The 24,849-nt window shown below is 72.2% G+C and carries 25 protein-coding genes; 10 read left to right on the plus strand and 15 right to left on the minus strand.

The window, feature by feature from the left end; all coding sequences use genetic code 11:
• Positions 1-634: 634 nt before the first annotated feature.
• The 8 genes from ABD297_RS18395 to ABD297_RS18430 form a co-directional block, all read right to left on the minus strand.
• The gene (locus ABD297_RS18395) at positions 635-2,449 is read right to left on the minus strand and encodes an ABC transporter substrate-binding protein (protein ID WP_344256527.1); all 1,815 of its coding nucleotides are present in this window, start codon (positions 2,447-2,449) and stop codon (positions 635-637) included.
• A 129-nt stretch (positions 2,450-2,578) separates the two neighbouring features.
• A complete protein-coding gene (locus tag ABD297_RS18400) occupies positions 2,579-2,992 on the minus strand; it encodes a hypothetical protein (RefSeq protein WP_344256528.1) in 414 nt (137 codons plus the stop codon).
• 130 nt (positions 2,993-3,122) lie between these two features.
• Positions 3,123-5,525, minus strand: a complete 2,403-nt coding sequence (locus ABD297_RS18405; protein WP_344256529.1) for an ATP-binding cassette domain-containing protein — start codon at positions 5,523-5,525, stop codon at positions 3,123-3,125.
• A gap of 103 nt (positions 5,526-5,628) precedes the next feature.
• Entirely contained in the window at positions 5,629-6,363 is a 735-nt protein-coding gene (locus ABD297_RS18410; RefSeq protein WP_344256530.1) for a glutamine amidotransferase, read from the minus strand.
• Positions 6,360-7,088, minus strand: coding sequence for an esterase family protein (locus ABD297_RS18415; RefSeq protein WP_344256531.1), 729 nt, complete (start codon positions 7,086-7,088; stop codon positions 6,360-6,362). Before ABD297_RS18415 ends, ABD297_RS18410 begins: the two co-directional genes overlap by 4 nt.
• 25 nt (positions 7,089-7,113) lie before the next feature.
• Positions 7,114-8,265 (minus strand): alpha/beta hydrolase, encoded by a 1,152-nt coding sequence (locus ABD297_RS18420; RefSeq protein WP_344256532.1) that lies wholly within the window; start codon positions 8,263-8,265, stop codon positions 7,114-7,116.
• Positions 8,262-9,188 carry a Type 1 glutamine amidotransferase-like domain-containing protein gene (locus ABD297_RS18425; protein ID WP_344256533.1) on the minus strand — a complete coding sequence of 309 codons (927 nt, stop codon included), beginning with the start codon at positions 9,186-9,188 and terminating at the stop codon, positions 8,262-8,264. Before ABD297_RS18425 ends, ABD297_RS18420 begins: the two co-directional genes overlap by 4 nt.
• A 19-nt stretch (positions 9,189-9,207) precedes the next feature.
• On the minus strand, positions 9,208-10,437 hold the full coding sequence (locus ABD297_RS18430; protein ID WP_344256534.1) for an ATP-grasp domain-containing protein: 1,230 nt from the start codon (positions 10,435-10,437) through the stop codon (positions 9,208-9,210).
• 162 nt (positions 10,438-10,599) lie between these two features.
• Between ABD297_RS18430 and ABD297_RS18435 the strand changes: the two genes are divergently transcribed.
• Both ABD297_RS18435 and ABD297_RS18440 read left to right on the plus strand, forming a co-directional pair.
• Entirely contained in the window at positions 10,600-11,277 is a 678-nt protein-coding gene (locus tag ABD297_RS18435; protein ID WP_344256535.1) for an HdeD family acid-resistance protein, read from the plus strand.
• Positions 11,278-11,417: 140 nt separating this feature from the next.
• Entirely contained in the window at positions 11,418-12,026 is a 609-nt protein-coding gene (locus tag ABD297_RS18440; protein WP_344256536.1) for a class I SAM-dependent methyltransferase, read from the plus strand.
• 90 nt (positions 12,027-12,116) lie between these two features.
• On the opposite strand, the gene ABD297_RS18445 is transcribed toward ABD297_RS18440, so the two are convergent.
• The 4 genes from ABD297_RS18445 to ABD297_RS18460 are packed head-to-tail and all read right to left on the minus strand — an operon-like array spanning position 12,117 to position 15,551.
• A complete protein-coding gene (locus ABD297_RS18445; protein WP_344256537.1) occupies positions 12,117-12,731 on the minus strand; it encodes a response regulator transcription factor in 615 nt (204 codons plus the stop codon).
• Entirely contained in the window at positions 12,728-13,816 is a 1,089-nt protein-coding gene (locus ABD297_RS18450) for a sensor histidine kinase (RefSeq protein WP_344256538.1), read from the minus strand. The genes ABD297_RS18445 and ABD297_RS18450 overlap by 4 nt, the downstream gene beginning before the upstream one ends.
• Positions 13,813-14,559, minus strand: coding sequence for an ABC transporter permease (locus tag ABD297_RS18455; RefSeq protein WP_344256539.1), 747 nt, complete (start codon positions 14,557-14,559; stop codon positions 13,813-13,815). The genes ABD297_RS18450 and ABD297_RS18455 overlap by 4 nt, the downstream gene beginning before the upstream one ends.
• Positions 14,556-15,551 (minus strand): ABC transporter ATP-binding protein, encoded by a 996-nt coding sequence (locus ABD297_RS18460; protein ID WP_344256540.1) that lies wholly within the window; start codon positions 15,549-15,551, stop codon positions 14,556-14,558. The genes ABD297_RS18455 and ABD297_RS18460 overlap by 4 nt, the downstream gene beginning before the upstream one ends.
• A 100-nt stretch (positions 15,552-15,651) precedes the next feature.
• On the opposite strand from ABD297_RS18460, the gene ABD297_RS18465 reads away from it, so the two are divergent.
• A complete protein-coding gene (locus ABD297_RS18465; protein WP_344256541.1) occupies positions 15,652-16,095 on the plus strand; it encodes an SRPBCC family protein in 444 nt (147 codons plus the stop codon).
• A 55-nt stretch (positions 16,096-16,150) separates the two neighbouring features.
• Here the strand turns inward: ABD297_RS18465 and ABD297_RS18470 are convergent, their stop codons facing one another.
• Positions 16,151-17,167, minus strand: coding sequence for an LLM class flavin-dependent oxidoreductase (locus ABD297_RS18470; protein ID WP_344256542.1), 1,017 nt, complete (start codon positions 17,165-17,167; stop codon positions 16,151-16,153).
• Between the two features lie 94 nt (positions 17,168-17,261).
• Here ABD297_RS18470 and ABD297_RS18475 point away from each other — a divergent pair, with 94 nt between their 5' ends.
• From ABD297_RS18475 to ABD297_RS18500, 6 genes are all read left to right on the plus strand, one after another.
• Positions 17,262-18,836 carry a molybdopterin-dependent oxidoreductase gene (locus ABD297_RS18475; RefSeq protein WP_344256543.1) on the plus strand — a complete coding sequence of 525 codons (1,575 nt, stop codon included), beginning with the start codon at positions 17,262-17,264 and terminating at the stop codon, positions 18,834-18,836.
• Between the two features lie 112 nt (positions 18,837-18,948).
• Positions 18,949-19,614 carry a fasciclin domain-containing protein gene (locus ABD297_RS18480; protein ID WP_344256544.1) on the plus strand — a complete coding sequence of 222 codons (666 nt, stop codon included), beginning with the start codon at positions 18,949-18,951 and terminating at the stop codon, positions 19,612-19,614.
• A gap of 46 nt (positions 19,615-19,660) precedes the next feature.
• The gene (gene sigK, locus ABD297_RS18485) at positions 19,661-20,272 is read left to right on the plus strand and encodes an ECF RNA polymerase sigma factor SigK (RefSeq protein ID WP_344256545.1); all 612 of its coding nucleotides are present in this window, start codon (positions 19,661-19,663) and stop codon (positions 20,270-20,272) included.
• Positions 20,269-21,102 carry an anti-sigma factor gene (locus ABD297_RS18490; RefSeq protein ID WP_344256546.1) on the plus strand — a complete coding sequence of 278 codons (834 nt, stop codon included), beginning with the start codon at positions 20,269-20,271 and terminating at the stop codon, positions 21,100-21,102. The genes sigK and ABD297_RS18490 overlap by 4 nt, the downstream gene beginning before the upstream one ends.
• Positions 21,103-21,220: 118 nt before the next feature.
• Complete coding sequence (locus tag ABD297_RS18495; protein ID WP_344256547.1) at positions 21,221-21,472, plus strand: adenylyltransferase/cytidyltransferase family protein; 252 nt, start codon at positions 21,221-21,223, stop codon at positions 21,470-21,472.
• Between the two features lie 21 nt (positions 21,473-21,493).
• On the plus strand, positions 21,494-22,261 hold the full coding sequence (locus ABD297_RS18500; protein WP_344256548.1) for an AAA family ATPase: 768 nt from the start codon (positions 21,494-21,496) through the stop codon (positions 22,259-22,261).
• A gap of 68 nt (positions 22,262-22,329) precedes the next feature.
• On the opposite strand, the gene ABD297_RS18505 is transcribed toward ABD297_RS18500, so the two are convergent.
• Positions 22,330-22,722 (minus strand): ArsR/SmtB family transcription factor, encoded by a 393-nt coding sequence (locus ABD297_RS18505; protein ID WP_344256549.1) that lies wholly within the window; start codon positions 22,720-22,722, stop codon positions 22,330-22,332.
• A 56-nt stretch (positions 22,723-22,778) separates the two neighbouring features.
• Between ABD297_RS18505 and ABD297_RS18510 the strand changes: the two genes are divergently transcribed.
• Entirely contained in the window at positions 22,779-23,855 is a 1,077-nt protein-coding gene (locus tag ABD297_RS18510) for a cation diffusion facilitator family transporter (protein WP_344256550.1), read from the plus strand.
• Between the two features lie 34 nt (positions 23,856-23,889).
• Here the strand turns inward: ABD297_RS18510 and ABD297_RS18515 are convergent, their stop codons facing one another.
• Entirely contained in the window at positions 23,890-24,813 is a 924-nt protein-coding gene (locus tag ABD297_RS18515) for a class I SAM-dependent methyltransferase (protein ID WP_344256551.1), read from the minus strand.
• Positions 24,814-24,849 lie beyond the last annotated feature (36 nt).

Consider the following 24,849-nt stretch of genomic DNA (forward strand, 5'->3'; position numbering starts at 1 on the left):
TCAAACACCCACCCCCGAAAAGGAGACGGGCAAACTTTGAACCCATGAAGGGCTCGAAAACCTGACTGAAGTCGAACAACCAGCTCAAAAAGAGTTGATCATTCAGTTTCAACCAAAGGATAATTCGCCCAAAACAAACCCAGACCCACCCTCATGGATGACTCCGAGCCAGCCTCGGGACGAGGTAATTGGCATCGATTTTTGACACGCTGTTGAGTTCTCAAGAATCGGACACACACCTTCACCCGGCTCAGTGAGCCAGCCTCAGGGGCAACCTTTCAAAACTATCCCGCCTCAAGCTTGGGAGTCAAAAGCCGCGAAACGATCTTCAGACCGCCCGGCTTCGACCCGCTTGGTGTCAGCGGTTCTTGCCCTCCAAGGCTACCCGATCAGATCGAGTGCCTCAGACCATCTCGTCATCCCCGGGACCGGCCAACTTCGCTCGCGATCACTCGCTCCGCGGTGGCGTCCGTTCCTCCCTGTCGGGCTGACGAAGAGAACGTTACATGGGGCTCCCCGGATCGCATAATCGGCTCCGGCACCGCCCCCGGAGCCCCCTTCAGAGCGACCTCGGGCCACCCCGCTGGCCACCCTGCCGGCCACCCTGCGGGCAGCCCTCAGACCTCGGCGGACCTCAGCGGATGCGGGCCAGGTCGAGCGTCCAGACCGGGTTGCCCGGCACCGCCGTCACCCGGTCACCGCTCGCGAAGCGCGTCGCGGGCTGGAGCAGCGGGACGAACGGGCTCCGCTCGTTCATCGCGAGCTGCCACGCGGCATACGCCCCCGCCCGGTTGTCGCCGACGGAGGAGCGCGCGGCATCGGTGAGGTCGTCCATGACCTGGTCGGTGCCGCGGGCCCAGCCGGCCCGGGAGCCGACGAGCTCACCCGGCGCGAAAGCGAGGTAGTTCTCGGGGTCCGGGTAGTCCGGGCTCCAGCTCCACAGGCTGAACGCGCTGCGCCCGGAGCGGTAGGCCGCGAGCGCCTCGGCCGCCGGCGCCGGGTTGAGCTGCACCTTGATGCCCACCTCGGCGAGCTGGGAGCGCACGGCGCTGGCGAGGGCGGTCGTCGGGATGCCCTGGATCGGGAGGTCGGCGGCATACGACAGGGGGATCGGCTGCCCCCGGTAGCCGGAGCGGCGCAGCGCCGCCTTCGCGGCCGTCAGGTCTCGCGCCGGCACGATCGGCAGCGTGACGACGGGCGTGGGTATGCCGTTCGCCCCTGTGGTCATGGCAGCGCTCGGTGTCGCAGGGGTGCCCGTCGACGACGGCGCCGTGGACGAGGGTGCCGGAGGCGAGGTGGTCGGGTTCGGGGTGCCGGTCCCCCCGGTGCCGTCGGTGGCCGGCGGCGTCGGGGCAGGCGCGAGGTCCTCGAGCGCACCGACGATCCCGGCCGGGATGAGACCCGCCGCGGGCATGGACCCCTCGGCGGTGCGGGCCAGCGCCTCCCGGTCCAGTCCACGGCGCACCGCCTCGTCGAAGTCGGCGTTGGCCGTCCACGCGTTGAGCGCCTTGTCGCGGGCCAGCGCGAGGTAGACGAGCGAGCTCGAGCGCATCGTCGTGATCGTGACCGACGAGGTCTGCGGACCGGCGTCGACCCCCTCGGCCTGGTTCGGTGAGAGGTCGAGGGCGACGTCGAGGGCGCCCGTGCGCAGCGCGGTCAGCTGCCGCTTCGCATCGAGGTTGCGCACGATCACCTCGGGGAAGGCCGGCTTGGGGCCCGTCCACAGCGGGTTGGCCTTGAGCCGCACCTCCGAGGACCCCCGCACGCTCTCGATGACGTAGGGACCCGACCCCGCGGAGTGTTGCGACAGGTAGCCCCCGGCGGTGTCACCCGGGCCGATGGTCCCGCCGTTCGCCTTGACCGCGGTCGAGTTGAGGATGCCGAACGCGGGGTTGGCGAGGATCGCCGGCAGCGCGAAGTTCGACCCGGTCGAGCTGAGCGTGAAGGTGCGGTCGTCGACCTTGGTCGTCGAGACGGTGCCGATGATCGACGCGGCCGGACCCGAGAGGCCCTTGGCCCGCTCCAGGGTGAAGATGACGTCGTCGGTCGTCACGGGAGTGCCGTCGGAGAAGACGAGGCCCTTGCGCAGCCTCAGGGTGAGCCAGCGACCCTCGGGGGACAGGGTGTACTCGGCCATCCCGGGCACGACCTTCGTCGGGTCGTCGGGATCGAGGGTCGTCAGCGTCTCGTAGAGCGAGTGCGTCAGGAGCGCACCGCTGCGGTCGAACTGCCGCGTGGGGTCCAGCGTCGAGTGGTCGAAGACGGCCCCCACGACGAGCGGCGCCTTGGCCGTCGTCGAGGTCGGCGTCGGCGTGGCCGCCCCCGCCGTGGTCCCGTCGGTGGCGACGGGCGTCGACACGTCGGTCGCGGCGCTCGTGCAGGCGGCGGTCGCCAGCGCGAGCACGCCGGCCGTCGCCACCATCGTGGTGCGGACGAGACGTCGACGCATGGACTTCCTTCGGAGTCGCCCGGCCGGGTCGGGACCAGGCCGGGCTCGGGGCAGCGCGCGGGCACGAGGACAACGACGGGCAGGTGGCACCGACGGCAGCCCGGAGCACCCCTGTCCGTGGTCCGGAGTCTAGCCGCCACCGCCAGCGGCGGCGCTCGCCTGCGTCGCGCTGGGCGCGAGCACGAGGTAGGCCTGCGCGACGAGCACGACGCCGATGGCCACCCACTTGCCCGTCGGCAGCTCCACGCCGTAGCGCCAGCGGTCGACGAGGACGAGGCCCACCTGCAGCATGACGACCCAGCCCATCGTGACCAGGGCGAGCTCGGCGTACCTCAGCGACGACGCATACACCCATAAGAGGACGAGGAAGGCGCCCGCACCGAGCACGAGGGCCCGCACGCTGCCGTTCGTCGCCCACTCCTTGGCGAGGACCGCGCCCGCGAGGTCGAGGCCCGCGAGGCAGACCATCGCGATCGTCGCGACGACGGGGACCGGCCAGTCCTCGGGCGCCTTGATGAGGGGGAACACGTCGGTCACGCTCATGAGGGCAGTCCTTCCGGGGGAGGGCCCGACCCCACGGGCCCTTGCCGTCAGAGGGCGCCGCCCCCGCGGGTGATACCCCTGCCGCGATCCCCGTGCCTCGATACCAGCGCCGCGAGGGCCCGGCCGCGCCTCAGGCGCCGACGTAGGCGGCGAGGTGCTCGCCCGTCAGGGTCGACCGGCCCGCGACGAGGTCGGCCGGCGACCCCTCGAAGACGACCGTGCCGCCGTCGTGGCCGGCCCCCGGACCGAGGTCGATGATCCAGTCGCCGTGCGCCATGACGGCCTGGTGGTGCTCGATGACGACCACCGACTTGCCCGACTCGACGAGCCGGTCGAGCAGGCCGAGCAGGTTGTCGACGTCGGCGAGGTGCAGGCCGGTCGTCGGCTCGTCGAGCACGTAGACCTCGCCCTTCTCGGCCATCTGCGCGGCGAGCTTGAGGCGCTGGCGCTCCCCGCCGGAGAGCGTCGTGAGCGGCTGGCCGAGCGTCAGGTAGCCGAGCCCGACGTCGGCGAGGCGCGTCAGGATCGTGTGGGCGGCCGGGGTGCGCGCCTCGCCCTCGGCGAAGAAGTCGAGCGCCTCGGTCACCGGCATCGCGAGCACCTCGGCGATGTTGCGGCCACCGAGCTCGTAGCCCAGGACCGCGGCCTGGAAGCGCCGGCCCTCGCACTCCTCGCACGTCGACTCGACCGTCGCCATGACGCCGAGCTCGGTGTAGATGACGCCGGCACCGTTGCAGGCCGGGCAGGCGCCCTCGGAGTTGGAGCTGAAGAGCGCGGGCTTGACGCCGTTGGCCTTGGCGAACGCCTTGCGGATCGGCTCGAGCAGGCCGGTGTAGGTGGCCGGGTTGCTGCGGCGCGAGCCCCGGATCGCGCCCTGGTCGACGACGACGACGCCGTCACGCTTGGCGAGCGACCCGTGCACGAGCGAGCTCTTGCCGGAGCCCGCGACGCCGGTGACGACGCACAGCACCCCGAGCGGGATGTCGACGTCGACGTCGCGCAGGTTGTGTGTCGACGCCCCGCGGATCTCGATGGCCCCGGCGGCCTCGCGCAGCGAGCTCTTGAGGCTGACGCGGTCGTCGAGGTGGTGGCCGGTCACCGTGTCGCTGCGACGCAGCTGCTCGACGGTGCCCTCGAAGACGACCTCGCCGCCGCCCGTGCCGGCCCCGGGGCCGAGGTCGACGACGTGGTCGGCGATGGCGATGGTCTCGGGCTTGTGCTCGACGACGAGGACGGTGTTGCCCTTGTCGCGCAGCTGGAGCAGCAGCTGGTTCATCCGGGCGATGTCGTGCGGGTGCAGGCCGATCGTCGGCTCGTCGAAGACGTAGGTCACGTCGGTGAGGGAGGAGCCGAGGTGACGGATCATCTTCGTGCGCTGGGCCTCGCCACCGGACAGCGTGCCGGCGGGGCGGTCGAGCGAGAGGTAGCCGAGGCCGATCTCGGCGAAGGAGTCGAGCAGGTGCTGCAGGCCCTTCAGCAGCGGCGCCACCGACGGCTCGGACAGGTCGCGCAGCCAGACCGCGAGGTCGCTGATCTGCATCGAGCAGAGCTCGGCGATGTTCTTGCCCCTGATCTTCGAGGACAGGGCCTCCTGGGACAGTCGCGTGCCGTTGCAGTCGGGGCACGTCGTGAACGTGACGGCCCGCTCGACGAAACGGCGCACGTGCGGCTGCATCGCGTCGAGGTCCTTGGACAGCATGGACTTCTGGACCTTGGTGAGGACGCCCTCGTAGGTGAGGTTGACGCCCTCGACCTTGATCTTCTCCGGCTCGCCGTAGAGCAGCTTCTGGCGCTGTCTGTCGGTGAACTTCGCGATCGGCTTGTCCATGGGCAGGCCGGCGCCGCCGAAGATCCGGCCGTACCACCCGTCCATGCTGTAGCCGGGCACGAGCAGGGCGCCCTCGGCGAGCGACTTCGACTCGTCGTAGATCGCGGTCAGGTCGAAGTCGTTGATCGACCCCATGCCCTCGCACCGGGGGCACATGCCGCCCTGGTAGACGGCTTCGCGCACGATCGAGGTCTCCGTGCGGTTGCCGCGGTCGGTCTTCATGACCCCGCTCGCGACGCGCGTCGGCACGTTGAAGGCGAAGGCGGTCGGCGGCCCGATGTGCGGCGTCCCGATCCGGCTGAAGAGGATCCGGAGCATCGCGTTGGCGTCGGTCGCGGTGCCGACGGTCGAGCGCGGGTTGGCGCCCATCCGCTCCTGGTCGACGATGATCGCGGTCGTCAGCCCCTCGAGGAGGTCGACCTCCGGCCGGGCCAGCGAGGGCATGAAGCCCTGGACGAAGGCGCTGTAGGTCTCGTTGATCATCCGCTGCGACTCGGCGGCGATGGTGGCGAAGACGAGCGAGCTCTTGCCCGAGCCGGAGACGCCGGTGAAGGCCGTCAGCCGCCGCTTGGGCAGCTCGAGGCTGACGTCCTTGAGGTTGTTCTCCCGCGCGCCCTGCACGCGGATGGTGTCGTGGACGTCGGCCGGGTGGGGCCCGTGCGACGGAGCCGTGACGCTCCCCGCTGCGGCGCGCTTCGTTGCCATGCGACGTACGCTACGACGCCGCGCGCCCGCGCGGCTCCCGGATTCCTCGGCCGGTTGCTCGCTCGGGCCTGCTGGTCCGGCGCGGCCCGGCGCGGCCCGGCGCTCAGCCGAACTCGGTGACAAAACGCCGCAGCACGTCGTGCGCGGCCGACACGTCCGCGGCGTGCACGGCCTCGATGATCGCGTCCTGCTCCTCCGGCCGGAAGTAGCCGAGGTGGGCGTAGGCCCGGATGCGCTCGACGAAGGTCTCGACCTCGAGCTCGGGGTGGAACTGGGTGACCCACGCGCACGGCCCGACCCGGTAGGCCTGCACCGGGCAGGCGTCGCTCGTCGCGACGACCACGGCGCCGGGCGGCGGCTCGGTCGCCGCCTCCTTGTGCCCGACGAACGCAGCGAACGTGTGGGGCAGGTCGCCGAAGAGGAGGTCGCTGCGGCCCGCCTCGGTCACGCGCACCGTCGTGGTGCCGACCGGCTCGCCGTAGGTGCGGTCGACGACCCCGCCGAGGGCGAGGCTCGTCGCGCCGACGCCGTAGCAGAGGCCGAGGTAGGGGACCTGGCGCTCGACGAGCTCACGCACGAGCTCGGTCAGCTCGCCCTCGACGCGCCGCTCGGTGGGTGACTTCGCCGAGTCGGGCTCGCTGACGGTGAACGGGCTGCCGCCCAGCACGACGCCGGAGTATGCCGTGAGCTCGAGGGGCACGACGGGTCCCTGCTCGAGGCGTAGGTGCACGACCCGCTCGGCCGGCAGGGCGGTCAGGCGCAGGAAGGCGGCGCGCTCCTGCGCGGCGAGCGCGTCGTCGACCCGAGAGGTGAGCAGCAGGAAGGGACGTCCCGTCACGGGAGCAGGTCGTCGAGGTAGAGCGGCAGCATCGCCCACCAGGTCGGCCAGTCGTGGTCGTAGGAGGGACCCCAGTCGTCGACCCGGTTGGGGATGCCCTTGCTGCCGAGCACGTGGGCCACGGCGCGCGACTCACCGACGTCCTCCCAGCGGCCGCTGCCGCTCGCCAGCACGACCATCCGGGTGCGCAGCACGTCGAGGGCGGGCCCCTCGAGCCCCGGGACGAAACGCAGCGGGGAGCTGAAGTAGAGGTCGTCGTTGACGTGGCCGTCGAGGAACTGCTCGATGGCGTACGTCCCACTCATGCAGACGGCGGAGTGCACGAGCTCGGGGTAGCGGCACGTGATCGCGAGGGCGTTGAAGGCGCCGATCGACGAGCCCGCCACGGTGACCGGGACACGCTGGCCGCCGAGGTCGGAGTGGATCGCGGGGATGACCTCGCGGGCGATCGTCTCGTGGAAGGCGTTGAAGAGCGCGAGCCGGTGCTCGACCGTGCCGCGGTGCTGGGCGAGGGCACGTCCGGCGACGCTGTCGACGGAGTAGACCTTGGCCCGGCCCGCCGAGATGAGGGGCTCGAGGTGGGCGATCATGTGGTGGCGCTCGACCTCCTCCGCGTCACCTCCAGCTGTGGGAAAGAGGAGCACGGGCGCGCCGTAGGTGCCCCACCTCGCGACACTGATGTCCTGGCCCAGACGGTCGGAGTACCACCGGTCGGTCACCTTCATGAGCTGCCTGCCCTCTCAGTCGGATTCACTCGTAGACGAACTTCTGGGGTCCGGGGAAGAGCCACGACAGGCCGTCGCCCAGCCGGTCGCGCCAGTTCTCCCAGTTGTGGCCGTCGCGCGACTCGGTGTAGCGCACGGTCATGCCGGTGTGACGGAAGACCGGCACCATCGACCTGTTCGGGGTGATGAGCGGCTCGTAGACGCCGCAGGACATGAAGATCCGGCCGGTCACCGCGGTGGGCTTCTCGCGGAAGCGGTTGACGAACTTCACGACCGGGTCGAAGGCCGGGCCGCCACCGTGGTCGAAGCCGATGTCGGTGAAGACGAGCGAGGCCGACTGCAGCATCAGGGACCCGAAGAACCCGGGGTAGCGCACCGCCGTCGAGAGCGAGGCGATGCCGCCGAACGAGCTGCCCATGAGGCAGCGGGCCTCGGGAGTGTCGATGAGCGGCAGCCGGTCGGTGAGGAGCGGGACGAGCTCGCGCGCGACGAACCGGGCGTGCGGTGCGTGGTTGGGGTACTCCTTGAGCCGGTCGCGCGGCGGCACGAAGACGGCGACGAGCGGGTCGATGTCGAGGCGGTGGATGAGGTTGTCGAGGACCGTCTTCATCGCCGCGAACTCGAGGTAGTCGGTGCCGTCGTGGACGACGAGCAGCGGGTAGCGCTGCGCCCGGTTGAAGCGGGCGGGCAGGTAGATCTGCACCGGCTGGTCGCGGCGCAGGGCCTTGCTGCGCACCTGCTCCTCGACGAGAGTGCCGGGCCGGGCCTCCGGGTCGAAGGCCACCCACTCGGGCACGCGGTAGCCGATCGCCGCGCACACCGACGACGACCCCATCGGGCTGTGCGCGAGCCGAGGGTTGAGCAGGTCGTTGAAGCGCTCGTAGTGCTCGCCCTTGCGGATCTCGACCTGGTACTCGACCCGGGACCCCTCGGGCAGCACGGTCGTCACGGACCACAGGTCCGAGTCGCCGATCCGCTTGAGCGGCAACGGGTCCGGCAGCCCGACGACCCGGTGCCGGATCCACACCTCGTCGACGTCACCGCGGTAGAGGAAGGTCACGCGCTCACCCTCGATGATCGGGCAGCCATAGCGCTCGACGAAGCGGTCGATCGTCGGACCGTCGAGCGGCAGCCGCTCGCGCAGCCGGTTGACGGCCAGGCGCTCCATCGCGCTCATGCGGCCCCCACCACGGAGACGTGGCCGGTGCGGTCGAGGACGCGAGCGCCGGCCGGCAGGTCGGTGGCGCCGTCGGGGAAGCGGACCACGGCCCCGTCGTCGAGCAGCAGCAGGCGGTGCTCGGCGAAACGCCTGGCCAGCACCGACATCCGCTCGTGGTCGTCGAGCTGGAGGCGCCGCTTGGCGTGCGGCAGGGCGACGATCCCGGGCAGCCGCCCGAGCCCCCGGTCGTGGAGCTCGGCCGCCGTGACGCCCTGGGGCGCGAAGTCGTGGAAGAGGACCACCTCGTCGGTGAGCGCCATCGCGCCCGCCGACCACGCCACGACGGACTGCTCGGGACGCAGCTCCACGTCGAAGACGCGCAGGGTCCACAGGAGCGTGCGCACGTTGCCGCCGGCGATGACGACCGCTTCGCACTCGTCGAGGACCGCGCCGATCTCGCCCCGGTGCCAGCCGATGGTGCCGCTCTCGTCGGGGGGCGCGGTGGCGCGGACCGAGCGGTACAGCTCGTCGAGCTCGGCGACATACCAGCGGTCGACCTCGCGGACCGCCTCCATGGCGGACTCTTCGGCGATCGGGCCGACGGCGTGGATCGACGTGCGGTGCGCGACGGCCTGCACCGCGTCGATCGCCGCCTGCAGCCGGATGCCGTAGAAGATGCGCAGCTCGTCCATGCGGTCGCGGAACGCCCGGGCCGCTGCGCCGAAGTGCTCGTCCTTGGACAGCACGTCCATCATCCGGTGGTGCAGCCGGAGGTTGACGCCGCGGCCGTCGAGGTGACCGGCGAGCTCGGCGTCGTCGGACTCGCGCTCCTCCCAGCCGGAGTTGACCATGGCGATGCGCCCGGTCACGCCGAGGGCGCGCACGGTGGAGCCCACCGTCGTGGTGAAGCGCTGAGGTCCGAGCAGGATCGTCGTCGACATCGGTGCGAGGCAGCCGCGCTCAGCCCGCGTGCATGCGGATCGTGCGACCGACGTCGTCGAGCATCGCGCGCACCGTGTCGAAGTCGGGGTGGCGCAGCCGCACCCACGCGTTGGCCATGTAGCCCGCCTCGACCGCCTGCGTGCCGTGCCCGACCGGCGGGAAGTGTCCGTCGATGACCCACTCGCCGTAGCGGGACTGGATCTCGTCGATGCCGGAGTAGCCCGTCACCGACCCGTCACGGTCGGGGCGCACCGCGACGATGCCCGCGGCATACGACCGCTTCATCTGCTGCTCGGGGGCGCGGTGGGTAATGACGTGCGCCCACTCGCGGTAGACGTCGACGTCGTTGGCCGCGGAGTAGACGTCCCACGCGCCGACACCCGGGGGGCGCGCGCCGATCTCGCTGAACTTCAAGCCCTTCGGGCCGTAGAACCACTCCATGTGCGTCGCCGACGTCTCGATGCCGAGGGCCTCGATGACGCGCCGGCCGAGGTCGCGCACCTCCGCGTAGAAGGCGTTGCCCGGCTCGTCGATGCGGTTGGTCGTGACGAACTGCGGCGAGATCCAGCGGTGGCGCATCGCCTCGAGGACGTTGGGGTAGTAGTGCGTCGCCCAGTCGTGCACGACCTCCCCGTCGAGGCTGATCGTGTCGTAGAACCCCTCGTGGCCCTCGACGAACTCCTCGATGGCGATGGAGCTCTGGCCCTCACGGCCGTAGGCCGCGAGGGCCTGCTCGAGGTCGTGGTCGCTGTCGACGCGCACCGTGCCCTGGGCGCCGGCACCGGCGCGCGGCTTGAGGATCAGCGGGTAGCCCTCGCGCTCGGCGAAGGCGCGCGCCTCGGCGGCCGAGTCGACGGCCGCGCTTGCAGCAGTGGGGACCCCGGCCTGCCGGAGCGCCTCCTTCATCGACGGCTTGTCGCGGCACAGCCATGTCGTGCGCACGCTCGTGCCGGGGATGCCGCACGCCTCGCGGACCCGCGCGGCGGTCATCGTGTGCGACTCGACGGTCGCCTCCAGGGCGTCGATCCACACCTTGTCCTGGAAGTAGCGGACCGCCTCGACCATCTGGTCGACGTCGGTGACGTTGCCGACGCGGTAGTAGCCGCGCAGCGCCCCGAGCACCTCGTCGTCGAGGTGGCCCTCCTCGGTCTCGCCGATGCCGTAGACGTTGGCGCCCACCGACGCGAGCGCGTGCACGAAGCGGCGCTGGTTCGCCGGGAACGACGGCTCCACGAAGATGATGTTCACCTCGCCGACGCTATCGGTCCTCCGCGAGGGTTGCCACGGACCGACGCCCGCCGCCGTGTGCCGTCGGGCGGGTCGCACCGAAATGCGGGCGCCGTCGGGAGTGGAGGACGAGACTGGAGATGTCGCATCTCGGGCAGCACCTCACCCCTTACGGAGATTGCCATGTCGAGCACCGTCCCGAACCCTGCCTCACCCGATCCGGTCGACCACCCCAACCGCCCGCCGACGACCCGCCGCGAGGCCGCGAGCGCCTGGTCCGCCGCCACGACCTCGACCGGCTGGTCCGGGGCCCTCATCGCCATGGGCGTCGTGTCCGTCGTCCTCGGCGTCATCGTCCTCGTCTGGCCCAAGGCGACGCTGCTCGTCGTGGCCATCACCTTCGGGCTCCAGCTCATCGTGGCCGGCGCCGTGCGCCTGTCGGTGAGCCGTGACCTGCCGGCCGACCCCGGCTGGCTCAAGCCCGTGTCGATGGTGCTCGGCGTGCTGTCGATCATCGCCGGCATCATCTGCCTCTTCCGCCCGGGCACCTCGCTCGTCGTCATCGCGATCTTCATCGCGGCCGGCTGGATCGCCGAAGGCGTCGCGGCCCTGGCCCAGGGCTTCGGCTCGGACCGCTCCACCGGCGCGCGCGTCTTCCTCATCGTCAGCGGTGTCGTCTCGGTCCTCGCCGGCCTCGTCGTCGCGATCTTCCCGGGATCCTCGCTCGTGCTCCTCGCGCGGATCGCCGGCATCATGCTCATCCTCATCGGCCTCGCCGAGCTCGTGACCGCGTTCATGGCCCGCCGGGCCGCCGGCACGGGTGCGGGCACGGGCAGCACGGCGACGCCCACCCCGGCCTGACGGCATACGACCTCGCCCGAGGGCACACGCCGCCCGACGGCACACGAAGGCGTGGAGGTCCGCACCCCTCAGCGGGTTGCGGACCTCCACGTTCGCGTCCGCCGGTCCTGCTGGACCTGGCGCTGGCTAGGTTGTCGCGCATGAGCGACGTCGCGGCCCGGCTGGTGGACTACTACGAGCGGGAGATGGCCGACCGCGCCACCCGGCCGCTCGCCGACGAGCGCGAGCAGCGGCTGACGGCGTTCGTCGAGCACCTCCTGACCGAGGGGCTCGGGTCGGTGGTCGAGGTCGGCCGCGGCGCCGGTCGCGACGGCGTCCGGATCGCGGCGTCCGGCGTGGCCTACAGCGGGGTCGACCTGACCCCGGCCGCCGTCGACCTGTGCCGCCGGCTCGGGCTCGACGCGTACGTCGGGTCGGCGACCGACCTTCCGTTCGCGGACGACTCGTTCGACGCCGGCTGGACGATGAGCACCCTGACGCACCTGCCGGGCGACGAGATGGTGACGGCGCTCGCCGAGCTGCGCCGGGTCGTGCGTGCCGGCGGTGTGCTCGAGGTCGGGGTGTGGGGCGCCGAGACGAGCGGTGAGTGGACCGACGACGGCGGGCGCTACTTCCGCAGCCGCACCGACGAGGAGCTGCGCGAGCTGCTCGGCGCGGTCGGTGAGGTCGGTGAGGTCGTCGCCTTCGACACGTGGACGCACTTCACCGACGGTGGGCACTACCAGTGGGCGCGCGTCGTCGTCTCCTGACGGGCGGCGGCCGGGCCGGTGCTGCGCGTTCGGTCCGGTGACAGGTCGCCGGACCGAACCCGGGGCTTGCGACCGGAGCCGCATCACCGGTCAGAGCCAGCCGCGGTCCTGGGCGACACGCGCGGCCTCGGCTCGGGTCGACGTGCCCGTCTTGCCGATGGCGGAGCTGAGGTGGTTGCGCACCGTGCCCTGCGAGAGGTGCACCATCCCGGCGATGGCGGCCACCGTGCCGCCGCGCAGCGCGACCGCCAGCACCTCGCGCTCGCGCTCCGTGAGCGGGTTGGCGCCGTCGACGAGCGACTCGGTGGCGAGGGAGGGGTCGACGACGCGCAGGCCCGCGTGGACGCGGCGGACCGCCTCGGCGAGCTGGCGCGCCGGCGTGTCCTTGACGACGAAGCCCGACGCGCCGGCCTCGAGCGCGCGGCGCAGGTAGCCGGGCCGGCCGAACGTCGTCACGACGAGCGTGCGCACCCCGGGCAGGGCATCGCGCACCGCGGCGGCAGCGGCGATGCCGTCGGTGCCCGGCATCTCGATGTCGAGCAGGCACACGTCGGCTCCGGACGTCCGCGCGGCCTCGACCACCTCATCGCCCCGGCCGACCTCGGCCACCACCTCGAGGTCGGGCTCGAGGGCGAGCAGCGCCGCGAGCGCCCCTCGCACCAGGGCCTGGTCGTCGGCGAGCAGCACCTTGATCGGGTCGCTCACACCGTCACCTCCAGCACGGTCCCATGGCCCTCCGGGCCCGTCTCGAGCGAGAGACGACCTCCCGCGGCACCGACCCTCTCACGCAGCCCGCGTATGCCGTTGCCCTCGGGCCGCCCGTCGATGCCGCGTCCGTCGTCGCGCACGACCAGGCGGTTCGTCGCGAGCTCGACCCAGCACGCGTCGGCGTCGCTGTGGCGCACGACGTTGGTCGTCGCCTCGCGCAGCACCCAGGCCAGCACCGTGCGGTGGCGAGGGTCGACGGCGCTCGGGTCGTCCGGGACGTGGGCCTCGATGCCGGCCCCCGCGAGAGCGGTCCTGGCCGAGGCCAGCTCGTCGCCGAGGCGCGCCACGCGAAGGCCGCCCACGGTCGCCCGGATCTCGGCGAGCGCCTGCCGGCTGAGCGCCTGGATCTCGGCCAGCTCGGCCTTGGCGCGCTCGGGGTCGAGGTCGACGAGCCGCTCGGCGAGCTCCGCCTTGACGGTGACGACGGTGAGCGAGTGGCCCAGGACGTCGTGCACGTCGCGGGCCACGCGCTCACGCTCCTCGACGATGGCGAGGTCTCGTGACATCCGCTCGTACTGCTCCCCGCGGTCGGCGACGAGCCGGACGCCGCCGGTCATGACCCCGACGGCGAAGACGATGATCGCGACGCTCCACGTGCCCTCGCCGGGATCGGTGACGACGGCAGCGGCACCCGCCACGACGGTCGCCGCAACTCCGATGCCGATGGCGGGGAGGATCGGCAGCGCGAACATCGCGAAGGCCACCACGAAGGGCAGGAAGCCCAGGCTGCTGGCGCCGATGAGCAGCGCGGAGCCGACGGTGCACGCCAGCAGGACGGCCAGGTAGGCGACGGCACCACGCAGGCTCGGCGACCCCCGGCGGCCCATCCGCTCCAGGTGCGAGGAGCCCCTGACGTAGGCCGCGGCGAAGACGACGACGAGCAGGAGCCCGACGACGACCTGCCAGACAGGGCGCGGCCTCGTGACGAGCGCCAGCACGGGGAAGACGAGGAAGACGAGCCAGACGCCCCGCACGACCCACCCGTAGCGCTCCCACGGGTTGCGGTCCGGCGCCTGGGTCACTGGCGCTCCCGTCCGCGACGCACCAGCACCACCGTCAGCGCACCGAAGATCGCCAGCCAGGCCACGACGTTGGCGATGGGCAGCCACAGCGGGTCGTGGCTGCCGTCGGGCAGGTAGCCCTCGGTGAGCGGGTAGCGGGCCAGGGCGGCATACCCGTAGAGCGGGGTCAGCTTCGCGAAGGAGAGGAGGGCGCCGGACAGCGGGATGAAGAGGTTGCCGAGGAAGGCGAAGATGACGAGCGTGCCCGCCGCGGCGCCGACCGCGGCCTCGGACCGGAAGGCCGTGCCGATGAGCAGGCCGTAGAGGGCGAAGACCGACGAGCCGGCCAGCACGAGAAGGGCGCTGAGGGCCCAGGCCCCCGCTGAGCCCCGCGCGCCGGTGGCAGCCCCGAGCGTGAAGGTCAGCAGGACCGGGACGGCCGCGACGGTCATCGCGATCAGGGCCTTCATCGCGATGTAGGAGGAGTCGGCCAGCGGCGTCAGGCCGAGCTGGCGACCCCAGCCCTGCTGGCGCTCGACCGCCGCGTTGCCGCCGATGCTCGTCGTCGCCGTGACCGCGCCGTAGGCGGCCATGCTGATCATGACGTACATCGCGACGTTGCCGTTGCCGATGCTCGCGTCCTTGGCGTCGACGGTCGCACCGAAGATGAGGTAGAAGAAGGCCGGCAGGACCGCGGTGAAGAACATGCCGCCCCAGTCGCGGGTGATGCGCCGCATCTCGAGCAGGGTGAAGGTGGCGTTCATCGGGCGAGCTCCTTGTCGGTCTCGGGGGCGACGGCGTCGCGGGCGTCGCCGGTCAGGGTCATGAAGGCCTGCTCGAGGCCGGCGGTGACGATCTCGAGGTCGGTGCCGCCCAGGTCGAGCAGCAGCAGCCGGGCCACGGCGTCGGAGTCGGCAGCCGTCACGACGACTCGGGTGCCGCGCTCCTCGACCTCCCGGACGCCGTCGACGCGGCGCAACCGCTCGACCGACGCCTCGACCGCCCCATGCGGCAGGGTCGCCGACACGGTGCGCCCGCTCGCCCGGGCCCGGATCTGCGCGGTCGTGCCGTCCGCGACGATGCGGCCTCCGGCGATGAGCACGATGCGGTCGGCGAAGGCGTCGGCCTCCTCGAGGTAGTGGGTCGCGAAGACGACGGTGCGGCCCGCGCTCGCGTCGGCGTGCATCGTGTCCCAGAAGTCTCGGCGCGCCGTGACGTCCATGCCGGCCGTCGGCTCGTCGAGGACGAGCAGCCTCGGGTCGGGCAGCAGGGCCAGGGCGAAGCGCAGCCGCTGCTGCTCACCGCCGGAGCACTTGGACACGCGACGGTCGGCCAACGGCCTCAGCCCGGCACGGTCGATCACGTCGTCGACGGGGGCGCTGACGGCATACGTCGACGCGATCATGCGCACGGTCTCGCGCACCGTGAGGTCGCGCAGCAGGCCTCCCGTCTGCAGGACGGCGGACACGGAGCCGGCGACGACGGCCTCGCGGGGGCGGCGGCCGAAGACCTCGGCCGAGCCGCTCGTGGGGTCGGTGAGCCCGAGCACCATGTCGAGAGTCGTCGTCTTGCCGGCGCCGTTGGGGCCGAGGAAGGCGACGACCTCACCGGGCTCGATGCGCAGGTCCACGCCGTCGACGGCACGGACCTCGGAGTCGTGCGACCCCCGGCGTGGAGGGAAGGTCTTGACGAGCGAGCGCAGCTCGACCGCCGGCGCCCCCGAGGCGCTGGCGAGCGAGGAGTGTGTGGTGGTCATGGCCCAACTCTCCCGCGGCGTCGCCCGGCAGGGCAGCCGCAGGCGTCACGTCGTGCCCATGACAGGTGTCACGGCGGGCCGGACCGGACAGACTGTGCCCATGGCCGACTTCGAGGTGCACCTCGACCCACCCCTGTCCGCACCCGAGGCGTGGAAGCGCATCCTCGACCTGACCGCCCACACCGCCGTCATCCCGCTCACCACGGTGACCGGCGACGCGATGGCCGCGCGGGACCTCGTCGACGGGTCGCGGTTCGTCGCCCGCACGGGTCTCGGCCCGATCGGCTTCGACGACGTCATGGTCGTCGACTCGGTCGTCGCCCCGACCACGACGACCGCGGGCAGGGCGCGGATCCACAAGGAGGGCAAGGTCGTCCGCGGCGCGATCGACCTCGTCGTGACCCCGACCGACGCGGGCTCGAGCGTGCGGTGGACGCAACAGATCGGGGTGCGGGGCGTGCCCGCCGTCCTCGACCCTGTCGTGTCACGGATCGCGCGCGCCGCCTACGGCTCGACCCTGCGCCGGCTGCTCGCCCGCGGGTGATCCCGGCAGGCGCGCAGCCGGCAGGCGCGCAGCCGACGCGTGCGTCGGGAAGCCCTCAGCGCCAGCCGAGCTCGGGCGCCACGTGCGTCAGGAGGCTCTCGATGACGTGGGCGTTGTAGTCCACGCCGAGCTGGTTGGGCACCGTGATGAGCAGGGTGTCGGCGGCGGCGACCGCCTCGTCCTCGGCGAGGTCTCGGACGAGCTGGTCGGGCTCACCGGCATACGTCTTGCCAAAGCGGGCCGTGCCACCGTCGATGATGCCGACCTGGTCCTGGCTCGCCGACTCGCGGCCGAAGTAGGCCCGGTCGGCGTCGCTGACGATCGGGAAGACGCTGCGGCTGACAGAGACCCGCGGCTCACGCTCGTGGCCGGCCGCCGTCCACGCGTCGCGGTAGCGCTGGATCTGCTCGGCCTGCAGACGGTGGAAGGGCACGCCGGTGTCCTCCGTCAACAGGGTCGAGCTCATGAGGTTCATGCCCTGCTGTGCCGTCCACTCGGCGGTGGCCCTGCTGCCGGCACCCCACCAGATGCGGTCGCGCAGGCCCGGCGCGTGCGGCTCGACGCGGAGCAGCCCGGGCGGGTTGGGGAACATCGGCCGCGGGTTCGGCTCGGCGAACCCCTTGCCGGTCAGGACCTCGAGGAGGACCTCGGTGTGCTGGCGCGCCATGCCGGCGTGGTCGCCGTCGGTCGGCTCGTAGCCGAAGTACCGGAACCCGTCGACGACCTGCTCGGGTGACCCACGGCTGATGCCGAGCTGGAGCCTGCCGCCGGAGATGAGGTCCGCCGCGCCGGCGTCCTCGGCCATGTAGAGCGGGTTCTCGTAGCGCATGTCGATGACGCCGGTGCCGATCTCGATGCGGCTCGTGCGAGCGCCGACGGCAGCCAGCAGCGGGAACGGCGAGGCGAGCTGGCGGGCGAAGTGGTGCACCCGGAAGTAGGCACCGTCGGCGCCCAGCTCCTCGGCGGCGACTGCGAGGTCGATGGACTGGAGCAGGGCGTCGGCCGCCGACCGCGTCCCCGAGTGCGGGGAGGGGTTCCAGTGACCGAAGGAGAGGAATCCGATCTTCTTCACGTGCGGTCAACAACCGGGGTCACGACGCTCTTCCCGAGCCCTCGGTGGCGCCTTCGGACAATCCGGTCCCCCGTCCGGTGCCGAACCACGGCACATGATGCGCCTACGACTTGCCCTCAGCGGGATCCTCGCCGCGGTGGCCGGGATCGCCGCCGGCCACCTCGTCGCGGGCTTCCTCGCTCCAGCGTCGTCGCCGGTGCTCGCCATCGGGTCGACCGTCATCGACCTGACGCCCACGCCCGTCAAGGAGTGGGCGATCGCGACCTTCGGGACCAACGACAAGCTGATCCTGCAGGGCTCGGTCCTCGTGGTGACGCTGGTCCTCGCCGCCGTGGCCGGCCTGCTGGCCCGCCGCCGTATGCCGCTGGCCGTCGGTTTCATCGTGCTGCTGACCGGCCTGGCCGGTGCTGCTGCGCTGCTGCGCCCGGCCGCCCGCCCGCTCGACGTCCTGCCCGCGCTGGCCGCCATGGCCGCCGGGGTGACGACGCTCGTCTGGCTCGTCCGCCTCGCCCGCCGGGCCTCCGACGAGGCCGTGGCGAAGGGGGACGAGGCGACGGTCGACGGTCCTCGTGGCTCGAAGATGACCCCGGCCGCCGACTCCGCGGCCCAGCGGGGCACCGGCCGACGCGGCTTCATCGGCGGCGCGCTCGGCGTCACCGCGTTGTCGGTCCTCGCCGCCGTCGGGGGTCAGCTGCGCGCCGGGGCCCAGACGATCAAGAAGGTCGTCCTGCCCGCCGCCGCCGACAAGGCCAAGCCGCTGCCGACCGGGCTGGAGACGCAGGTGTCCGGCATCTCGCCCCTGCGCACGCCGACCGAGAAGTTCTACCGCGTCGACACCAACCTCACCGTGCCGAAGGTCGACGTCGACAGCTGGACCCTCGAGGTCGGCGGCATGGTCGACAAGCCCTTCACCCTGACCTTCGCCGAGCTGGCGGCCATGCCGCTCATCGAGCGCGACATCACGATGACGTGCGTGTCCAACGAGGTCGGCGGCGGCTACATCGGCGCGGCCCGCTGGCTGGGCGTCCGCCTGACCGACGTGCTCGACCGGGCCGGCATCAAGGGCAGCCCCGACCAGGTGCTGAGCACGGCCGTCGACGGCTTCACCATCAGCACTCCTCTCGGGGTCGTCCGCGACGGGCGTGACGCGATGATCGCCATCGGCATGAACGGTGCGCAGCTCACCGACACCCACGGCTTCCCGGCTCGCCTCATCACCCCCGGCCTCTACGGCTTCGTCGGCGCGACGAAGTGGCTGACCAAGCTGACCCTGACGACGTATGCCGCGGACCAGGCCTACTGGACCAAGCGCCAGTGGGCGACGGACGCCCCCATCAAGACGAGCGCCCGTATCGACACCCCCGCACCGCTGTCGACGATCCAGGCCGGCATGACCGCGATCGGCGGCGTCGCCTGGGCCCAGCACCGTGGTGTCGGCAAGGTCGAGGTCAAGATCGACGACGGCCCTTGGCAGGCAACGAAGCTCGGCCCCGACGTCGGCGTCGACTACTGGCGCCAGTGGTACCTCCCGTGGGACGCCAAGACCGGTCTGCACCGGATCTCCGTGCGCGCGACCGACCTCAAGGGCCAGGCGCAGATCACTGCGCGCGCCACGCCGTTCCCCAGCGGGTCGAGCGGCATCCAGGAGGTGGTGGTGACCGTCGCGTGAACGCCGACCACCGAGAAACCCGCGAAAAAACTTGCCCGACAAGCAATCCGGAGCCACAGCGGCCCCGAACCCCCTATGACCGTGCACCACACAGCCACAAGGAGTGACTGACATGAAGAGCATGAAGACCCGTACCGGCCTCGTCGCCCTCGCCATCGCCCTGCCCCTGAGCCTCGCGGCCTGTGGCAGCTCGAGCGACAACACCGCCTCCGCCGGCGCCGGCAGCACGCCCGCCGCGACGTCCTCGGACTCGATGACGAGCACGCCGTCCGACACGATGTCCTCGTCCACGTCGATGGACGCCGCCTCGGCCGTCTTCGGTGAGGGCTGCGCCGCCGTGCCGAAGGACGGCAAGGGCTCCTTCAACGGCATGGCCACCGACCCGGTCGCGACCGCCGCGAGCAACAACCCGCTGCTCTCGACCCTCGTCACCGCCGTCAAGCAGGCCGGCCTCGTCGACACCCTGAACTCGGCTCCCGAGATCACCGTCTTCGCGCCCGTCAACGACGCGTTCGCCAAGATCCCGGCTGCCGACCTCAAGAAGGTCCTCGCCGACAAGCCGACCCTCACCAAGATCCTGACGAACCACGTCGTGGCCGGCAAGATCTCCCCCGACAAGCTCGCGGGCGACCACAAGACGCTGGCCGGCACGACCATCACGGTCAAGGGCTCGGGCCAGAACTTCACGGTCGGCAAGGCCGACGCGAAGGTCATCTGCGGCAACGTCCCGACCGCCAACGCCACGGTGTACATCATCGACGGCGTGCTGATGCCCTGATCGTCTGCCGACCAGGCTGACGCAGAGCACGACGACGGGCGACACAATGGACCCCATGTCACGGTTCTCGGTGGTCCCCTCCGGCGATGAGTCGCCGGAGGGGCCCGCCCGCCCAGTCCAGCTGGAGCAGCTGCTCCATAGAGCGGCGACCGGCGATGAGACGGCGTTCGCAGAGCTCTACGACGCGGTCTCCTCCCGGCTCTTCGGTCTCGTCCGACGGGTCGTGCGCGACCCCGCCCAGTCCGAGGAGGTCACCCAGGAGGTCTTCCTCGAGATCTGGCGGCACAGCGCCCGCTTCGACCCGAGCAAGGGTGCGGCGATTTCGTGGATGCTCACGATCGCCCATCGCAAGGCCGTCGACCGGGTCCGGTCGGCGGAGGCGGCCCGCAACCGCGACGAGGGCTACGGCGCCCGCAACCAGGACGTCACGCACGACTCCACTGCGGAGGCCGTCGTCGATCGGCTCGATGCGGAGCGGGTTCATCGGGCGTTGGAGACGCTGACCCCGGTCCAACGGCAGGCACTGGAGATGGCCTACCTCTCGGGATACACGCACACGGAGGTGGCAACCATGCTCGACCTGCCGCTCGGGACCGCCAAGACACGCATCCGTGATGGACTCATCAGACTACGAGACACGTTGGGGGTGACCCTGTGAGCGAGGACATCCACGCGCTCTCCGGCGCGTATGCCGTCGACGCCCTCGACGACATCGAGCGGGCGCGGTTCGAGCGCCACCTCGCCGGCTGCTCGGCCTGCCAGGCCGAGGTCGACAGCCTCGTGGCTGCGGCGCACCAGCTGTCGGCGCTGACCGATGTCGCGCCGCCGCCGTCGCTGCGGGCCAAGGTGCTCGCCGAGATCGCGACCGTGCGCCCCCTGCCCCCGCTGGTCGTCCCGCAGTCGCAGCCGGTCGACGAGGACGAGAGCCCCGTCGCGCCGACGCCGGTAGCTGCGCCGACCGTGGACACCACGTCGTCGACGTCCCCGGCCGGGTCCGGCGCCGACGAGCTCGAGGACCGTCGCCGGTCCCGCTCTGCTCGTGGGTTCTCCCGCGGCTGGCGCCTCGTCGTGGCAGCCGCCACGGTGGCGGTGCTCGCCATCGGCGGGTTCACCGTGTGGCGCCAGGTGAGCCAGGACCCCCAGCGGGTCATGGCCGACCAGGTGCTCGCAGCCGCCGACGCGACCCGCTACGGCGAGCGCCTCGCGGGCGGGGCCACGGCCACCGTCGTCCGGTCCAGCTCGCTCCACCGGGCCGTGCTCATCACGTCGGGTATGGCGCAGCCGCCGGCCGGCAAGGTCTTCCAGCTGTGGCTCCAGGACGCGACGGGTCACATGACCTCCGCGGGTCTGATGCCCGGAGGCGGTGACCAGGTCGTCGTGCTGAGCGGTGACGCCACGCACTCGAAGGGTGCCGGCATCACCGTGGAGCCCGCCGGTGGCTCGGACCAGCCGACGTCCAACCCGATCGCCTTCGTGGCCTTCGCCTGAGAGACCGGTCGCCCGAACGTCGGGCGGTCACGAGCCCGCTCCCGGCTTCCCCGCCAGGGGCTCGTGACCGCCCGACTCTGCGCCTGCCGGACCTGCCTGACGTTGTACGTTGCGCGTCATGGAGGTCACCGGCGTGGCAGGCACGCGGCACGGTCACGGGCTCGTGATCGGCAAGTTCTACCCGTTCCACGCCGGCCACCAGGCGCTCGTGAGGGCGGCGACGAGCTCGTGCGACCGGGTCACCGTCGAGGTCATCGCGCACAGCGTCGAGTCGATCCCCGTCGACGTGCGGGTCGGGTGGGTCCAGAGCGAGCATCCGACGGCTCGCGTCGTCGCGGCGCCCGACGACCACCCTGTCGACTTCGACTAGCCGCAGATCTGGGACCTGCACATGGCGGTCATCACCTCGCACCTCGACGGCCCGGTCGACGCCGTCTTCACCAGCGACGCCTACGGCGAGGAGATGGCGCGGCGGCTGGGGGCGACCTGGGTGCAGGTCGACCCGGGCCGCGCCTCCACCCCGATCTCCGGCACCGCCGTGCGCGCCGACGTCGCCGGCTCGTGGTGGGCGCTCCCGTCGCAGGTGAGGGCCTGGTTCGCCAAGCGCGTCGTCGTCGTCGGCGCCGAGTCGACGGGCACGACGACCCTGGCCGAGGCTCTCGGCGCCCACTACGGCACGAGCGTCGCTCCCGACTTCCTGACCGAGTGGGCCCTCCGGCGACCCGCAGGCCCGGCCGCGCCGTGGCACACGGCCGAGCTCGACCTCGTCGCGCGCGAGCAGGCTTCGCTCGAGGATGCCGCAGCAGCCGCGGCGCCGAGGCCGCTGGTCGTCTGCGCCACCGACGTCTTCGCGGCGACGTTGTGGCACGAGCGTCTCGTCGGGTCGCCGTCCCCCTCGGTGCGACGACTGGCCGACGAGCGGCGGGCGCCCGCGCTCTACGTCCTCACCGACGACGAGATCGCTGTCGCGCCGGACGCCGCGCGCGACGGGGACCACGGGCGCGCGTGGATGCGGGACCGCTTCCGCGAGGAGCTCGCGGAAGGTGGGGTCCCGTGGCTCGAGGTGCGCGGTAGCCGCGTCGAGAGGCTCGCGGCGGCCACCGCCGCGATCGACGCGATCATCGCGGAGGGCTGGCGACTCACCGCCCCGGTCGGCTGACCCGGCCCTCCGCGCACGCCGCAGCACGGGAGCCGCACTCCCGGCTCACCGCGCCGGTCCACGATCCTTCACGAGCTCGGTCTGAGGCCCTTGGCCCGGGCTGCCGGCAGGCGGTGCTCGTGGTCGGTCTCGGTGCCGAGGTCACGGTCGGTGTGGTCGGCGTGGAAGAGCGCCTCCGCGAGCAGCGCGTGCACGTGGGTGTCGGCCGCCGTGTAGTAGATGAAGGTTCCCTCACGCCGCCCCCGCACGAGCCCGGCGAGCCGCAGCTTGGCCAGGTGCTGGCTCACCGACGTGGGGCTGACACCGGCGAGCTCGGCCAGGCACGTCACCGAGGACTCGCCCTGGAGCAGGGCCCACAGCAGCTTGATGCGGGTCGGGTCGGCGAGCATGCGGAAGGTCTCGGCCGCCAGGTGGGCCTGCTCGTCCTCGGGCATGGACAGGTCCGGGAGTCCGTCGTGCATGCCGGCAAGCCTACGTGACTTCATACCTTCGCAAGTGTGCAGATATGCTCGCTCCCATGTCCTCGCCCCACGGCCACGCGGCACCGGCCGACCCGCACACCACGTCGTCGTCCGACCACGACCACCTGCACGACCACCCGCACGACCACCCGCACGACCACCCGCACGACCACCCGCACGACTCGGGCCTGTGGGCGCGACTGCGCCACGCGGTCACGCCGCACTCGCACGACAGCGCCGACTCCTTCGACGAGGCGCTCGAGTCGAGCGCCCGCGGCATCCGGGCCGTCAAGCTCAGCCTCATCGGCCTCGGCGCCACCGCGGTGCTCCAGCTGCTCGTCGTGATCGCGTCGGGATCCGTCGCCCTCCTGGCCGACACCATCCACAACTTCTCCGACGCCCTGACCGCCATCCCGCTGTGGATCGCCTTCGTCATCGGACGTCGCGCCGCGACCCGTCGCTACACGCACGGCTACGGGCGGGCCGAGGACCTCGCCGGCCTGTTCGTGCTCGCCATGATCGCGCTGTCGGCGGTCATCGCCGCCTGGCAGGCCGTCGACCGGCTCATCACGCCGGCGCCCGTGCACAACCTCGACTGGGTCGCCGTCGCGGGCTTCGTCGGTTTCCTCGGCAACGAGGCGGTCGCGGTCTTCCGCATCCGCGAGGGCCGCGCGATCGGCTCGGCCGCGCTCGTCGCCGACGGCCACCACGCCCGCACCGACGGCCTCACCTCCCTGGCCGTCCTCGTCGGGGCGGGCGGGGTCTCGCTCGGCTGGGGCTGGGCCGACCCGGTCGTCGGCCTGCTCATCACCGTGGCGATCCTGCTCGTGCTCCGCACGGCGGCGCGCGACGTCTTCCGCCGGCTCATGGACGGCGTCGAGCCCGACCTCGTCGAGGCCGCGCACAGCGCCCTGGCGCAGGTCCCGGGCGTGGTCGGGGTCGACGACGTGCGGCTGCGGTGGGTCGGCCACGAGGTCCACGGGGAGGCCGTCGTCGAGGTGGGGTCTGACCTCAGCCTGACGGAGGCGCACGCCATCGTCGCCGCGGCCGAGCAGCGGCTGCCCGCCGTCGTGCCCCGCCTGACTCGCGCCGTGGTGCGTGCCCGGCCCCGGCTCGCCACGCCGGTGGCGTAGCCGGGACCGCTCGGTCACCCGCGCCCGCGCCTGCTCACGCTCGGGCGACGGTGAGGGTGCGTATGCCGTGCAGGTGCAGGTCGTCGCGCCGCAGCAGTGCGTGCGGCCCGTCGTCGTCGAGCAGCGCGGCGAGGGTCTGCTCGTCGTCGGCGTCAAGACGGCCCTCGAGCCCGTGGGCCAGTCGGTCGAACCAGGCTCGGGCATAGCGCCCGGCAAGCGGGTGCCCCGGGGACCGCTCGTCGATGACGACCTCGTGCTGGTCGACGACGGTCCACCCGGCCTCGGTCAGGAGGGTCGCCCAGGGCGCCCCGATGTGGGGCACGGCCTCCGCGTGCACCGACCCGAGCGCCGCGACGGCGCGGTCCTCGAACCCGGGTCGGCCGATGCCGAGGTCGTCGGGCAGGAAGCGCACCGGCTCGTCGAACTCCGAGACGGCGACGAGCCCTCGGGGCGAGGTGATCGCGCGCAGCTCGGCGAGCGAGCGCACCGGGTCGGCCAGGTGGTGCAGCGACATCGAGGCCCACGTGAGGTCGACCGGCGCCAGGTCGGGCCAGCCGTCGTCGAGGTCGGCCACCAGCGTGCGCACCCGGTCAGCGACGCCGGCTGCCTGCGCCTTGGCGGCCACCCGCGCCAGCGACTGCTCGGCGACGTCGACCGCGACGACCTCGGCGTCCGGCAGCCGGACGGCGAGCCCGATGGCGCCCGTGCCGGTGCCGGCCCCGAGGTCGACGACCCGTGCGTGTGAGGTCGCACGGCTCCCGACGGGCTCGGCGGCGAGCGCCGCGACCCGGTCGAGCGCCTCGGCCCAACGCGCGGCGAGCACCTCGCCGTCGAGGTCGAGCAGGTCGTCGCCCCCCGGCAGACCGGGCTCGTCGTGCACGTGGTGATGACGGCGCTCAGGGGCGCCGCCCGGTCCGTGCGTCCTGTGGTCCGCTCCGTCGTGATGGGTGTGCGTCATGGGCTCAACGGTAGGACGATGTTGCGCACACGGCAT

This window comes from Terrabacter carboxydivorans, assembly GCF_039532035.1.
Taxonomy (GTDB): domain Bacteria; phylum Actinomycetota; class Actinomycetes; order Actinomycetales; family Dermatophilaceae; genus Terrabacter; species Terrabacter carboxydivorans.

Coding starts and splice junctions, on each gene's coding strand:
- ABD297_RS18395 (WP_344256527.1), bottom strand. CDS start 2,449: ATGCGTCGACGTCTCGTCCGCACCACGATGGTGGCGACGGCCGGCGTG.
- ABD297_RS18400 (WP_344256528.1), bottom strand. CDS start 2,992: ATGAGCGTGACCGACGTGTTCCCCCTCATCAAGGCGCCCGAGGACTGG.
- ABD297_RS18405 (WP_344256529.1), bottom strand. CDS start 5,525: ATGGCAACGAAGCGCGCCGCAGCGGGGAGCGTCACGGCTCCGTCGCAC.
- ABD297_RS18415 (WP_344256531.1), bottom strand. CDS start 7,088: ATGAAGGTGACCGACCGGTGGTACTCCGACCGTCTGGGCCAGGACATC.
- ABD297_RS18420 (WP_344256532.1), bottom strand. CDS start 8,265: ATGAGCGCGATGGAGCGCCTGGCCGTCAACCGGCTGCGCGAGCGGCTG.
- ABD297_RS18425 (WP_344256533.1), bottom strand. CDS start 9,188: ATGTCGACGACGATCCTGCTCGGACCTCAGCGCTTCACCACGACGGTG.
- ABD297_RS18435 (WP_344256535.1), top strand. CDS start 10,600: ATGTCGAGCACCGTCCCGAACCCTGCCTCACCCGATCCGGTCGACCAC.
- ABD297_RS18440 (WP_344256536.1), top strand. CDS start 11,418: ATGAGCGACGTCGCGGCCCGGCTGGTGGACTACTACGAGCGGGAGATG.
- ABD297_RS18455 (WP_344256539.1), bottom strand. CDS start 14,559: ATGAACGCCACCTTCACCCTGCTCGAGATGCGGCGCATCACCCGCGAC.
- ABD297_RS18460 (WP_344256540.1), bottom strand. CDS start 15,551: ATGACCACCACACACTCCTCGCTCGCCAGCGCCTCGGGGGCGCCGGCG.
- ABD297_RS18465 (WP_344256541.1), top strand. CDS start 15,652: ATGGCCGACTTCGAGGTGCACCTCGACCCACCCCTGTCCGCACCCGAG.
- ABD297_RS18475 (WP_344256543.1), top strand. CDS start 17,262: ATGATGCGCCTACGACTTGCCCTCAGCGGGATCCTCGCCGCGGTGGCC.
- ABD297_RS18480 (WP_344256544.1), top strand. CDS start 18,949: ATGAAGAGCATGAAGACCCGTACCGGCCTCGTCGCCCTCGCCATCGCC.
- sigK (WP_344256545.1), top strand. CDS start 19,661: ATGGACCCCATGTCACGGTTCTCGGTGGTCCCCTCCGGCGATGAGTCG.
- ABD297_RS18495 (WP_344256547.1), top strand. CDS start 21,221: ATGGAGGTCACCGGCGTGGCAGGCACGCGGCACGGTCACGGGCTCGTG.
- ABD297_RS18500 (WP_344256548.1), top strand. CDS start 21,494: ATGGCGGTCATCACCTCGCACCTCGACGGCCCGGTCGACGCCGTCTTC.
- ABD297_RS18505 (WP_344256549.1), bottom strand. CDS start 22,722: ATGCACGACGGACTCCCGGACCTGTCCATGCCCGAGGACGAGCAGGCC.
- ABD297_RS18510 (WP_344256550.1), top strand. CDS start 22,779: ATGTCCTCGCCCCACGGCCACGCGGCACCGGCCGACCCGCACACCACG.
- ABD297_RS18515 (WP_344256551.1), bottom strand. CDS start 24,813: ATGACGCACACCCATCACGACGGAGCGGACCACAGGACGCACGGACCG.